Raw genomic sequence first — 12938 nt, 5'->3', positions numbered from 1 at the left:
GGCCCGGGCGCCATATAACCCTTCAGGCGATCCGCGAGGCGGGATCGCACATCGGAGCAAACCATGAACTGGCTTACCAACGTGGTCCGGCCGAAGATCCGCAACATGCTGCGGCGGGAGACGCCGGAGAATCTTTGGATCAAGTGCCCGGATTCCGGACAGCTCGTGTTCTACAAGGACGTCGAGGCCAATCAGTTCGTCATTCCCGGCTCGAACTACCACATGCGCATGGGCGCGGTGGCCCGGTTGAAGTCGATCTTCGACAACGAGACCTGGTTCGATGTCGCGTTGCCCGAGGTCACGCCCGACCCGCTCAAGTTCCGCGACGAGAAGAAATATGCCGATCGTATCAAGGACGCGCGGGCGCGGACCAATCTGAATGACGCGGTCAAGGTCGGCTACGGCAAGCTCGAAGGCGCTGCCGTCGTCGTTGCCGTGCAGGATTTCGACTTCATGGGCGGCTCGCTCGGTATGGCCGCGGGCGAAGCCATCGTGCGCGGCATGGAGCTCGCTGTCGAGAAGAAGTCGCCGTTCATCGTGTTCGCCGCATCGGGCGGCGCGCGCATGCAGGAGGGTATCCTCTCGCTGATGCAGATGCCGCGCACCACCGTGGCGGTGCAGATGCTGCGCGAGGCGAAACTGCCCTACATCGTCGTGCTGACCAATCCCACGACCGGCGGCGTCACCGCGTCCTACGCGATGCTGGGCGATGTGCAGATCGCCGAGCCCGGCGCGCTGATCGGCTTTGCCGGCGCGCGCGTGATCGAGCAGACCATCCGCGAGAAGCTGCCCGAGGGTTTCCAGCGCGCCGAGTACCTCAAGGAGCACGGCATGGTCGACATGGTCGTGCACCGTCACGAGCTGCGCCCGACCCTCGCCCGGCTCTGCCGCCTGCTGACCAAGGCGCCGGCGCAGGAAGGCGCTTCGAAGCCGGCGCAGCCGGTGACGAGTCCGGCGCAGATCGTATCGGCCGCCGAGACGGCGCCGGCCGCGCCGCACGCGTGAACGCCTCCCCTGACACTGCAAAGACACCGCTCGGTGAATTGATCGGGCGGCTGTCGGCCCTGCATCAGAAGCGCATCGATCTCGGGCTGGAGCGGATGCACCGCCTGCTCGAACGGCTCGGTCATCCCGAACGCAAGCTGCCTCCGGTGATCCATATCGCCGGCACCAACGGCAAGGGCTCGACGCTCGCTTATCTGCGCGCGACGCTGGAAGCTGCGGGCTTGCGGGTTCACGCCTACACCTCTCCCTATCTCGTCCGCATCAACGAATGCTTCCGGCTCGGCCGCGTGGGCGGCGGCGTGCTCGTCGGTGACGACGAACTGCGCGCTGCACTGGAAGAGGTCGAGCGCGTCAATGCCGGCGAGGCCGCGACCGTCTTCGAGCTGAAGACCGCCGCCGCTTTCGTGCTGTTCGCGCAGAATCCGGCCGACGTGGTGCTGCTCGAAGTCGGCCTCGGCGGCCGGCTCGATTCGACCAACGTGATCGATGCGCCGGCGGCCTGCGTGATCACGCCGGTCAGCATGGATCACGTGGATTTTCTCGGCGATACGTTGGCGTCGATTGCCGGCGAGAAGGCCGCGATCATCAAGCGCGGCGTGCCCGTGACTTGCGCCGAGCAGATGCCGGAGGCGATGGCCGTGATCGAAGCGCAGGCGAAGCGAATGCGTGCGCCGCTGTTTGCCGCAAACGAGAGCTGGCACGTCAATGTCGAGCGCGGGCGACTGGTCTTTTCCGACGATCGCGGCTTGATGGATCTGCCGGCGCCGCGCCTGTTCGGCCGCCACCAATTCGCCAACGCCGGGCTCGCGATCGCGACTCTGCGCGCGATTCCGACCTTCAAGATCCCTCACGCCGCGTTCGAGGCCGGCATCGTCGGCGCCGAATGGCCGGCGCGGATGCAGCGCCTCACCTCGGGTGAGCTGCAGTCCTGGGGTCCGCAGGGCTCGGAGATCTGGCTCGACGGCGGCCACAATGCCGAAGGCGGGCGCGTTGCGGCCGCCGCGCTCGGCGATCTCGAGGAGCGCGTGTCGCGGCCGCTGGTCGTGATCGCGGGTATGATGGCCAACAAGGACGCGCAAGGCTTTCTCGCCAACTTCGCCGGTCTCACCCGGCACATCATCGCAGTGCCGATTCCCGATATCGAGAACGCGATGCCGGTCGACCGCCTTGCGGATGCCGCGCGCAGCCTCGGCATGCGCGTCGAGCCCGCGCCCTGCATCGAGGCCGCCCTGCGCGCCTTGGCGAAACTCGCCTACGAGGTGCCGCCGCGCATCCTGATCACGGGCTCGCTGTATCTCGCCGGCCACGTGCTGGCGATCAACGGCACGCCTCCTGCATGAGTTTCCGTGTCCCGGACAAGCGCAGCTCTTGGCAACGCGTAGCGTTGTCCAGGGCGGAGCGCTGATCCGGGATTCAGAACGCCGCAGCATGGGCCCGGCTCAGCAGCACCACTGCGCGCTGCGCTCGGTCCGGAGCAGGAGAGTGGGGAGCACAACGATGCGTTTCGCCGCGATTGCCGATATCCACGGAAACTACCTCGCGCTCGAAGCCGTGCTCGCCGACATCCACGCGCTGGGGATCACAGACATCGTCAATCTCGGCGACATGCTGAGCGGTCCGCTCGATGCGCGCCGAACCATCGAGATCCTGATGACGCTCGACGCCGTGCACGTGCGCGGCAATCACGACCGCTATCTGCTCGACCGCCCACCCGAGAAGATGGGCTCGTGGGATCGCCCGGCTCATGCACAGCTCAATGCCGCACAACTCGACTGGCTGCGCGTGCAACCGATGACGCGCGTGTTCCGAGACAGGGTCTTCCTCTGCCACGCGACGCCCGGCAGCGACGAGGTGTACTGGCTCGACACCGTGCATGCGGACGGCGCGGTGGCGCTGTCGCAGCTTGACCGGATCGAGCAATTCGCGGAAGGCATCACGCAATCGCTGATTCTCTGCGCCCACACTCATCTCGCCCGTGCCGTGCGCTTGCGCGATGGCCGGCTGATCGTCAATCCCGGCAGCGTCGGCAGTCCTGGTTTTCGCGACAAGCATCCATTCCCGCATGTCGTCGAAGCCGGCACGCCGCACGCGCGTTATGCGATCCTCGAGTTGGTGAGCGGTGTTTGGCAGGTCACGTTCCGCCACATCGCGTATGATCACGAGGCCATGGCGGCGCTGGCCCGTCGCAATGGGCAGCCTGAACTGGCGAACGCGCTCGCGACGGGATGGATTGCGTAGTCATGCCTCGTGTCCCGGCTCTGCGGTGCATCGCTTGCACGCTGCACCTAGTCCGGGACGCGAGAGCGAACCTCACCCGAGCAGCTTCATCGGCTCGGCCGCCTTCTGCTTCAGCTGTTCAAATGTGCATTGCCTCGGCGCCTTGTCCGGGCGCCAGCGCAGGATCGAGGTGCCGTGGCGAAAACGCTCGCCGCTGAAATGGTCGTAGCAGACCTCGATCACCAGCTTCGGCTTCAGCGGGCACCATTTGGCCGAGCGCTCGGTCGACCAGCGGCTCGGTCCGCCCGGCGCATTGCCGGTGAAGCCCGGCTCGCCAATCAATGCTTCGAGCCGACCGGTCAAGGCTGGCTTCTCCTCAGCCTTGATCGCGGAGGTGAAGCCGACATGGTGCAGCAGACCCTTGTCGTCGTAGAGACCGAGCAGCAGCGAGCCGACGACTTTCCGGCCGGCCATCTTGTTGTTGGCATAGCGGAAGCCGCCGACCACGCAATCGGCGCTGCGGAATTTCTTGATCTTCTGCATGCCATCGCGCGTGCCGGCCTGGTAGGGCAGGTCGATGCGCTTGGCGATGACGCCGTCCGAGCCGCCGCCGGATTGCGCCAACCATTTTTTGGCCGTGGCGTAGCTGGCCGTTGCCGGTGAGAGCCGGAAGATGCTGCCCTCGAGGTTGGCTTTCGCAAACGTCTCCAGCGCCGGCCGGCGCTCGTGCAGCGTCCTCTTGGCCAGATCTTTCTGCCGGGACGTCGCGAGCAAATCGAACACAAGATAGAGCGCCGGTGTTTCTTCCGAGAGCTTCTTCACGCGGCTCGCAGCCGGATGAATGCGCTGCAGGAGCGCGTCGAAGGAAAAGCTCTTTCGGTGCGGCACGACGATCTCGCCGTCGAGCGTGAAGCGATCTGCCTTCAACTTCAGCGCAGCGGCAACGATCTCAGGAAAATAGCGCGCAAGATCCTCACCAGACTTCGAGCGCAGATCGACGCTGCTGCCGTCGCGCGACAGCAGGCAGCGGAAGCCGTCCCACTTGGGTTCGTATTGCCATTGCTTGCCGCGCGGGATCTCGTCGACCGAGCGCGCCTCCATCGCAACGAGAGGGGACGATCTTCGATCGCGCTTTCGGGGAGAGGCTGGCAAGGGCGGGACTCGTCACACGCGGAACATGTCCCATCAACGCAAACGGCCGGCATTTCGCCGGCCGTTGTCGAAAATAAATGGATGCAGCGCGGATCAGACCGCGGAGGTGATCCACTGCTGCAGCTTCGCCTTCGGCGCGGCGCCGACCTGACGCGAGGCCATTTCGCCACCCTTGAAGATCATCAGGGTCGGGATCGACATCACACCGTACTTCGACGCGGTCTTCGGGCTCTCGTCGACGTTGAGCTTCACGATCTTGACCTTGTCGCCCATCGCACCGGCGATCTCGTCGAGAGCGGGCGCGATCATGCGGCAGGGGCCGCACCATTCGGCCCAGAAATCGACGACCACGGGGCCGTTCGCCTTGAGCACTTCGGTTTCGAAATCGGCGTCGGAAACCTTGCTAACGGCCATTGGGAATACCTCACTCGGTTGAAAGAGAATCGGCGCGACCCGGAATCGCGGCCGGGATCATGCGGTCAACCTATGAACGGCTCCTTGCCGGGTCAAGGACGCTCACATCGAGATGAAGGGATGACAGCGCCGCGTCCAGCGCGGGGGCCGAAATCTCCATATATTCAAGGGCCTCGGTCCAGAGCAGCACGGCGCGGATGGGCTTTTGGGGGTAAAGCCGCGTCAGCACCGCCCGGTACAGCGCAAGCTGGCGGACATAGGCGGCGGGCGCCTCAGCCGCGCTCTTGGGAGCCGCCTGGTTGGTCTTGAAATCGACGATCAGGACCTCATCGGGGCCCACGACCAGCCGATCGATCTGCCCCGACACCAGGGCCGGGGTGCGGCCCGGCCGCTCCAGCCGGCCGGCGATGGCGACCTCCGCCCGGCTGCCGGCGGCAAACACCGGGCCGAAACGCGGGTCAGTGATCAAGGTGAGCACCTTGTCGGCCAGTGCGGTGCGGTCGGCCTCCGGCCAGTCCGAGGCGTTGCGCGCCATGAAACCGAGCGCGGCCTCGCGCCGGCGCTCAATGGCGATGTCGGGCAGGGATTGCAGCAGACGGTGCACCAGCGTGCCGCGCTGCAGCGCCAGCGCGCGCGACTGGATTGATTCGCCTGACCGTACGCTGCGGCCCTCTTCGGCTGACTGGCCCGAGGGTCGCACGGGATCGTCGTCGATGGTCTCGCGCGGAGCCGGTGTTCGCAGCCAGTCCGGCAACGCGATGGTCTGCTGCACCGACGTCGCGGGCGTGCCCAGGGCCGCGACATCCTCCGGCCGAGCGAAGCGGGTGACCTTGCCGAGCGGCGTCTCGATCACCTGCTTGTCGAGGCCCGAGCCGGCGAGCCCGGTGCCGATGAGGTCGTACCAGCTCAGCTTGCGCACCGTCTTCATGTTGCCGGGCATGCAGCCGCCGACGATCAGCCGGTCCGCCGCGCGTGTCATCGCGACATAGAGCAGGCGGCGGTACTCGTCCTCGGTCTCCTCGATCATGGTTTTGCGCGCCTCGGCGACAGGCTTGGGATCGTCTGCCTTGCGGCCGGCCCAGACCACGATCTCACCGCCGTTGCCACGCGGCACCTGGATCAGCCGCAGCCGCTGCGAGTCCGCCGGCGACGACGTGGTGTCGACCATGAACACGACGGACGCCTCCAGGCCCTTGGCCCCGTGCACGGTCATCACGCGCACCTCGTCGCGCGAGATCTCCATGTCGCGCTTCACCTCGGTGTCGGCCGAGCGCAGCCAGGCCATGAAGCCCTGCAGCGAGGCCGGCGCCTTGCGCTCGTAGTTCAGCGCCAGCTCCAGGAATTCGTCGAGCGCGTCATTGGCTTCATGGCCGAGCCGGCGCAGGATGCGGGCACGGCCCCCGTCGCCCCCTAACAGCCAGGCGTAGAAGGCGAACGGCGTCTCCTCGCGCGCACGAATCTCGCAGGCTTCAAGGCGCCGCAGCGCGGCGGCGAACTTACCGCTTGTGCCTGCATGCTCGCCGAGCGCGCGGCGCAAGGATCCCTTGCGGTCCCAGGCAAGCTGGAACAAATCGTCGTCATCGAGCCCGAATAGCGGACTCTTCAGCGCCACCGCCAGCGCGAGATCGTCCTGCGGCAGCAGCAGCGCATCCGCAAGGTTCATCAGATCGATAATGGCGATGTGCTCGGTGAGCTTGAGCCGGTCGGCGCCGGCGACCGGAATGCCGGCGTGCTTCAGCGCCTGGATCACGGCGTCGAACGCGTTACCGCGCCGGCGCACCAGGATCAGCATGTCTCCATAACGCAGGGGGCGACGTTCACCCTCGTGCCCCGTCAGCGTGCCGCTCTCGACCAGCCGCTTGATCTCGGCCTGGATGCGGCGCGCAAGCTTGACCTCGGGGCTGGTGACGGCGACGCCGTCGAACGGCGCGCGCCAGCCCTCGATGTCTTGCCTGTCGTCGGCTTCAGCGAGATCCCACAACTCGATCACGCTCGGACCGGCATCGGCGAGCGCGTTGTGCAGGGGATGGCCGATCTCGACCGAATGAATGCTCTTGTAGATCGCGGGGTCACGGAAGACGTGATCGACCGAATGCAGGATCGTCGCGCCCGAACGGAACGAATAGGTGAAGGCGACCGGATCGAACTTCAGCCCGGCCGCGGTGAACTTGCGGTGCAACTCGCGCCGGCGCGCGTCGAACTCGTGCGGAGCCGCGCCCTGGAACGAGAAGATCGATTGCTTCTCGTCGCCGACGGCGAAGATGGTGCGGTTCAGCCCTTCGCGCGCGCCTTCGCCGGCGGTGAATTCGGAGATGATGTGCGCGACGATGTCCCATTGCCGAGGGCTGGTATCTTGCGCCTCGTCAATCAGCACGTGATCGACGCCGCGGTCGAGCTTGTAATGCACCCAGCCTGAGGCGACGCGATCCAGCATCGCCAGCGTCTTGTCGATCAGATCATCATAATCGAGCAGCCCGCGCTCCTGCTTCTCGCGCCGGTAGTTCGCGGCAGCGGCGGTCGCGATCTGCAGCAGGGCCGCGGTGCGGTCGCGAATCGTCACGGCGCGACGCTTTTCGATCAACCCACCGAGCCGCTGCGCCTCGGCCTCGAACAGGCGGGCGACGGACGGATTCTGGTCGCAAAACTTCTTGGTAAGCACCGCCTTGCGCGGCAGCTTGTCGTCGGTGAGGAAGACGCAGAGATAGGCGTCGACCTGAGCGCTGCCGGAAAACACCTTCGCCTCGCGGAGCCGGCCAGCCTGGTCATTGTCGGATTTGCTGCCATCCTCCAGCGCGAATGCGATCTCGTCCCAGCGCGAGCGCGGCAGGAACGGGCCATCCAGAATGTCGGTCTCGACGTCCTCGATGCGCTCGCTGACGTCAACGCCCAGCACCGCAGCCATCTGCGCCGCAGCGGCTTCCGCGTTGCCGGCCTCGTCGGTCCAGGCCATGAAATGATCACGGCTGAGACACGCCTCGCGCACGACCTCCTTGAAGGTGACATCGGCGGCGCTCGCCATCGCCGTCAGCAGCGCGCGGCCGGTGACGCTGTCAGGATCTCGCGCGGCGTCCAGCAGCACCTTCAGATTGGCGCGCTCCATCATGTCGGTCTGGTCGCGCTCATCGAGCACGGCAAAGCGCGCCGGCACGTTGGCCTCGAACGGGAACTGCTGGAGCAGGCGCGTGCACAGCGCGTGGATGGTCTGCACTTTCAGCCCGCCCGGCGTCTCCAGCGCACAGGCGAACAGTTTTCGCGCTTCGCGGCACAGCTTCGCGCTCGGGTGCGGGATGCCGACAGCGACAATCGCCTTCTTGAGCGCATCATCATCCAGCGTCACCCAGTGCCCGAGCGTGGTGAACACGCGCTCAGCCATGTTGGCGGCGGCGGCTTTGGTGAAGGTGATGCAGAGAATCTTCTCGGGCGGCACGCCCGACAGCAGCAGGCGGATCACGCGCTGCACCAGCACGTGGGTCTTGCCCGAGCCGGCATTGGCCGACACGAAGGCCGACGCAGTCGGATCGGACGCACGCGCCTGCCGCGCGCGCACCTCGTCGGGGATGGGACGTGGCAGCTTCACCATTCCTCGATTCCCAGGCCGCCGGCCGCGGACCATTCCTTGATCCGGGCGAGGTCGTCATAAGTGCCGTAGCGGTTCGCCCACATCGGCAGGTTCAGCGAGGTGTAGGGCTGGTTCTCGTCCTCGAAGGCCCGGATCAGCGCTTCCAGCTTGGCGCGCGCCTCCGCGGCTGCGGTATCCGGCGGCTGCGGCTCGTCGCCCTGCTTATACTTGAGCTCTAGGATACGCTGCTTGCCCGGCGGATTGTTGCCGCTGAGCCGGACATAGACGAGCTGGCTCACGGAGGAGCCGGCATCGATATCGGGAAAACCGCCCTCGCGCAGGATCGCGGCTTCCAGCGTGAGCTGCGGCGACAGGCCCATGCGGACCTGCTTGCCGGTCGGCGGCTGGCCGGTCTTGTAGTCGAGGATGGCGTAGCTGCCGCCCTGGCGCCGCTCGATGCGGTCGGCGCGCGCGGAGAGACGGAAGCTGCGCTGATGATCAAGCATGATCGAGATCTCGCCATGGGTCTCCGCGACGATCGCCTCGATTGCATCGCGCCGTGCCGTCTCCCATTCGCCGAACCAGCGCGCGATGCGCTGAAAGCGCGGCCACCACAACGCGCGGGCCTCGGGCCGCTCCATCAGCGGCGCAAAATGCTTCTCGCCAATCGTGCGCAGCACGCGCGCGGGATCGTCGGGCAGGCGCGTTGCATAGGTTTCCGTGAATTCGCCGATTGCCTCGTGGATCGCCGAGCCGCGGTCGGCGGCCGACAGCGGCATGTCGACGGGGTCGAGCGCATCGAGCCGCAAAATGTATTTGGCGTAGATCGTGTAGGGATCGCGCAGCCAGTCCTCGATCGCGGTCACGGACATTTTCAGCGGCCGCGTCGCGCGCGGCGGGCGCGGCTCGGGCTGCTTGATCGGCCTGACTTCGTCGGGCTGGTCCAGCGCGCCTGCGAACTGCACGTATTTCTCGCCGGCGCGAACGGCCGCCTTCCAGAGCTCGTCGCCGGCAACCGCTTCCAATCGATGCAGGAAGCGCGAGGCCACCGCCGGCGCGCCGCCGGCCTTCGCCGAATGGGTGAGGATCACCTCGTCGCCGCCGAGCAGCTGCGCGAAGTCATGTGCGGAAAGGCCGATGCGGCGCTCCGGCAGATCGAGCCCGAGCTCGTGCCGCATCGGCCGGCTGAGCCAGGGATCGATGCGCGGCGCCGGCGGCCAGACGCCTTCGATCAGGCCGCCGATGATGATGCGGTCGGCCTGCATCAGGCGCGATTCCAGCGGGCCGTAGATCTGCAAGCGTGCGCCCGGCCTGTCGCGACGACGTACCGCGCGGTCACCGAAGGCGGTCTGGAACACGTCTGGATAGTCAGGCAGCGGCACCATCAATCCGCTGGTCGTGCCGCCGCGCAGGAGATCGTCGAGGACGCTGGCGAGCGCGAGGCCTTCGCGCTCCTCGAAGGCGAGCGGAATGCCCAGCTCGTCGCGCGACAGCTCGATCATGATCTCGCGATGCCGGTGCGCGAGCTCGGCGAAATCATATGGCTTCGACGTCGGAAGGCTCTCGATCGGCGCCAGTGCCTTCTGCAAAGCACTGATCAGCGCCTGGATGCGATCGAGATCCTCGGCCTTGAGACGTGCTCGGGGCTCGGCCTTGTGGAGCGCGGAGAGCTCGCTGCGCCACAGCTTTGCCAGCTCGTCGCGAAAGCGGTTGAACTCGCGCAAGAGGCCGGCTGTGCCCGGCGGTGGGCGCGTGCCGCGCAGCACCGCCAGCTCCAGGCCTTCGATCGCCGCTCTCCACGCGCCGGGCGCACGGCCGAGCCGGCACAGCGGATGCTTCAGCATCGCGAGCAATGTCGGCGGCTCCAGGCCCTTGGTCGCGGCCTCTGCGGCAAGGCGCGCAAAAACGCCGGCCGAGGTTTCCATCAAGACGTCGCCGCCGGAATCGTCGAAGGCGAGATCCCATCGCGTCAGCGCCGCCATCACCCGCCGCGCCAAAGCGCGATCCGGCGTCACCAGCGCCGCGGATTTGTCGAGATGCCGCGCCTCACGCATCGCAATCGCGATCGCGAGGGCTTCCATCTCGGGATTGGGAGCCTCGACGACTGCGAGATTTCTCATGCCGCCCGCGATCTTTGCGGCGACTTCGGGCTGCTTCAGCCGGTCGTGCCAGACTTCCGTCTTGGCCGACGGCCGCATCGACTCCGACGCGAGCAGGTCGCGGCCGCCTTCCGCCGGCGGCTGAAGAATCTCGACGTCGCTGCGCTTGATGCCCAAGCGCTGCAGCAGGGCGTGCATGGCATATTGCGGATGGTTCGAGGCCGGATGCTCGGCGAACTTGCCGAGCGAATCGCGCACGCCGCCGATGCTGCGCCAGGCGTCGTCATCGAGATCGGTGTCGAGGCCCGGCAGCACCACCGCACCATGCGGCAGCGCGGCGACCGCATGCAGGAACTTTGCGGTGGCCGGCATCGAGCCGGTCGAGCCGGCCGCGATCACCGGCCCGTTCGGATGCGCGGTCAAGCGCCTCGCTTCCGCAGCGATCAGGAGATCGCGCCGCGCCGCGGGCTCGATGCGGTTGATCTCGGCGAGATGATTGGGCCAGGCGATGCGCGCGATGCGCAGGAATTCGAGCGAGTGCTGCCAATAGCGATCGAGGTTGTCAGGCACCAGAGCGTCGAGCGCGCTCCAGTCGACGCCGCGCGTCACCATGTCATCGATCAGACGCGCGAGGTCGCCGGCAAGTGCCAGCGTCGAGGCGGGGCCGCCGACCACCAGCGGCGCCAGCACCGGGCCCTTGGCCCAGGCCGCGACGAGCTGCGCCAGCGTCAGCCACCGCTCCAGCTCGCCGAGCCGCGGTGGAATGTCGAGCGGGGCGGCGGTCGAGAACTGCTCGTCCTCGTCGGCGAAAGCGAGCTCGTCCTCATCGATGTCGCCGAGCGCGACGATGCGCGGCAGCACCACGGCATCTGCCTTCATCTCGTCGAGGAAGATCTCGCGCACGACGCGCATGGCGCGCCTCGTCGGCAGATAGAGCGTGGCGTCGGCCAGCCGCGCCGGTTCCTTGCGCGCCTCGAATCCCTCGACCAGCCGGCCGTCGAGCAGGGCCGTGACGACCGTGCGCAGGAACGGAACTGAGATGGGAACGCTGAAAACGCGCATGGGCTGCCTGATTCGGGAATCGGGGCAATATAGGCAGGCGGACTCGAACGGTCATGGGTGCATGTGAGGTCTTTCCCCGCTGTTTGCTACACATCCGCTCTCGTGGCCCGGACGCAGCGCAGCACGTAGTGATGCGCTGTTGAGCCGGGGCCCAGATTACTTCGTTCCGCAAGTGAGGATGGACTGGGTCCCGGCTCTGCGGAGCGGCACCTTGTGCCGCTACCGCGTCCGGGACACGAGAGCGGACCTACGCCACGCTCTCCAGGAACGCCTCTTCCGCCGCATGCACGGCATCGGGTGTGCCGACATGCATCCAGACGCCGTCGAGGCGAAGGCCGAACAGCCGCTCCTGCTCGTTGGCGCGGTCGAACATTTTGGTCAGCGAGAACTCGCCCTTGGGGGCATCGGCGAAGATCGACGGCGACATGATCGCCGCGCCGGCATAGACGAACGGAACGACCTCTTTTTCCTTGCGCTTGCGCAGGGCGCCGTCGGGCAGCATGCCGTAATCGCCGCGGCCGCTATAGCCAATGCTGGTCGCGGTCGGCGCCATCAGCAGCAGGATATCCATGCGCGCCGGGTCGAAATTTTCAGCCAGCCGCGTCAGATTGGAGCGCACGCCATCGATCCACAGCGTGTCGGAATTGACGTGGAAGAACGGCGCGTCGCCGAGCAGCGGCAGCGCCTTGACCACGCCGCCGCCGGTGCCGAGCACCTGGTCGCGCTCGTCGGAGATGATCACGCGCGGAGATTGACGTGATGCGGTGTGGTTGATGATCTGGTCCGGCAGATAGTGCACGTTGACCACTGCTTCGGTCACGCCCGCCTGACCGAGCTTGTCGAGCACGTGGTCGAGCAGCGGCTGGCCCGCCACCGGCACCATCGGCTTCGGCATCTTGTCCGTCAGCGGACGCATGCGCAGGCCGAAGCCCGCAGCGAGCACCATGGCTTTGGTCGGTTTGACGGACATCCTTCGCTTTCTCAGACCTCTCGCGTTCGCAGCAAATCCTAGCACGAGGTTCGATCAGCCGCACCGCATCTGAACCGCCTTAACCACTCGCCGTGACGGTTGTACGACGGGTGTTGCCGTTACGCCCCAACGGTCGCGGAACGGACCTTTTTCTTTTTGTCGCCGAGCTTGAGGAAATTGACGCCGATCTGGTCGCCATTGACCCAGGCGAGTTCGCAGCGCCGGTACGCCAAGCCGGTGGACGACAGCAGGAGAAAGAATTCCTTCAGGTGCAGGCCCTCGACCGAACCGTCGATGGTCAGCTTGGCGCCGGTCTCGGAGACGTCCTCCATGGTGCACTCGCGCCGCCAGGTGCCGTCGATTCCCATCATCTGGGCCGGAATCCCGCGTTCGAAAACAACCCGGTTGTTGACGCGCTGATCCGCTTTCGCCGCCATCTGCCTCGCTCCAGCCCCGTATT

At 66.5% G+C, this 12938-nt stretch carries 9 protein-coding genes; 3 read left to right on the top strand and 6 right to left on the bottom strand.

The genetic code is table 11. The features are described from left to right. Nucleotides 1–63 precede the first annotated feature (63 nt). From accD to EAV90_RS01345, 3 genes are all read left to right on the top strand, one after another. Entirely contained in the window at nucleotides 64–1005 is a 942-nt protein-coding gene (gene accD, locus EAV90_RS01355; RefSeq protein WP_122400164.1) for an acetyl-CoA carboxylase, carboxyltransferase subunit beta, read from the top strand. Continuing rightward, the gene (locus tag EAV90_RS01350) at nucleotides 1002–2345 is read left to right on the top strand and encodes a bifunctional folylpolyglutamate synthase/dihydrofolate synthase (protein ID WP_129142365.1); all 1344 of its coding nucleotides are present in this window, start codon (nucleotides 1002–1004) and stop codon (nucleotides 2343–2345) included. Before accD ends, EAV90_RS01350 begins: the two co-directional genes overlap by 4 nt. A gap of 157 nt (nucleotides 2346–2502) precedes the next feature. Then, entirely contained in the window at nucleotides 2503–3243 is a 741-nt protein-coding gene (locus EAV90_RS01345) for a metallophosphoesterase family protein (protein WP_129142391.1), read from the top strand. 72 nt (nucleotides 3244–3315) lie between these two features. Here the strand turns inward: EAV90_RS01345 and EAV90_RS01340 are convergent, their stop codons facing one another. The 6 genes from EAV90_RS01340 to EAV90_RS01315 all read right to left on the bottom strand — a co-directional run bounded on the left by EAV90_RS01340 (nucleotide 3316) and on the right by EAV90_RS01315 (nucleotide 12915). Then, entirely contained in the window at nucleotides 3316–4323 is a 1008-nt protein-coding gene (locus tag EAV90_RS01340; RefSeq protein ID WP_129142390.1) for an ATP-dependent DNA ligase, read from the bottom strand. A gap of 144 nt (nucleotides 4324–4467) precedes the next feature. Further along, entirely contained in the window at nucleotides 4468–4788 is a 321-nt protein-coding gene (gene trxA / locus EAV90_RS01335) for a thioredoxin (RefSeq protein WP_074121876.1), read from the bottom strand. 70 nt (nucleotides 4789–4858) lie between these two features. Then, nucleotides 4859–8368: a double-strand break repair helicase AddA gene (gene addA / locus EAV90_RS01330; protein ID WP_164936722.1), complete on the bottom strand. Its 3510-nt coding sequence runs from the start codon at nucleotides 8366–8368 to the stop codon at nucleotides 4859–4861. After that, a complete protein-coding gene (gene addB, locus EAV90_RS01325; RefSeq protein ID WP_129142363.1) occupies nucleotides 8362–11508 on the bottom strand; it encodes a double-strand break repair protein AddB in 3147 nt (1048 codons plus the stop codon). The genes addA and addB overlap by 7 nt, the downstream gene beginning before the upstream one ends. Nucleotides 11509–11755: 247 nt before the next feature. Next, nucleotides 11756–12478 carry a nucleotidyltransferase family protein gene (locus tag EAV90_RS01320; protein WP_129142362.1) on the bottom strand — a complete coding sequence of 241 codons (723 nt, stop codon included), beginning with the start codon at nucleotides 12476–12478 and terminating at the stop codon, nucleotides 11756–11758. Between the two features lie 119 nt (nucleotides 12479–12597). After that, the gene (locus EAV90_RS01315) at nucleotides 12598–12915 is read right to left on the bottom strand and encodes a PilZ domain-containing protein (RefSeq protein WP_122400158.1); all 318 of its coding nucleotides are present in this window, start codon (nucleotides 12913–12915) and stop codon (nucleotides 12598–12600) included. Nucleotides 12916–12938: the final 23 nt, after the last annotated feature.

It is taken from the genome of Bradyrhizobium vignae, from assembly GCF_004114425.1.
GTDB lineage: Bacteria > Pseudomonadota > Alphaproteobacteria > Rhizobiales > Xanthobacteraceae > Bradyrhizobium > Bradyrhizobium vignae.
Note: the sequence above shows the minus strand (reverse complement) of the source record. Positions and strands in the feature narration are given on the sequence as shown.

Bases quoted from the DNA above. Each gene is read 5' to 3' on its own strand.
- accD (WP_122400164.1), top strand. From the start codon at position 64: ATGAACTGGCTTACCAACGTGGTCCGGCCGAAGATCCGCAACATGCTG.
- EAV90_RS01345 (WP_129142391.1), top strand. From the start codon at position 2,503: ATGCGTTTCGCCGCGATTGCCGATATCCACGGAAACTACCTCGCGCTC.
- EAV90_RS01340 (WP_129142390.1), bottom strand. From the start codon at position 4,323: ATGGAGGCGCGCTCGGTCGACGAGATCCCGCGCGGCAAGCAATGGCAA.
- trxA (WP_074121876.1), bottom strand. From the start codon at position 4,788: ATGGCCGTTAGCAAGGTTTCCGACGCCGATTTCGAAACCGAAGTGCTC.
- addA (WP_164936722.1), bottom strand. From the start codon at position 8,368: ATGGTGAAGCTGCCACGTCCCATCCCCGACGAGGTGCGCGCGCGGCAG.
- addB (WP_129142363.1), bottom strand. From the start codon at position 11,508: ATGCGCGTTTTCAGCGTTCCCATCTCAGTTCCGTTCCTGCGCACGGTC.
- EAV90_RS01320 (WP_129142362.1), bottom strand. From the start codon at position 12,478: ATGTCCGTCAAACCGACCAAAGCCATGGTGCTCGCTGCGGGCTTCGGC.
- EAV90_RS01315 (WP_122400158.1), bottom strand. From the start codon at position 12,915: ATGGCGGCGAAAGCGGATCAGCGCGTCAACAACCGGGTTGTTTTCGAA.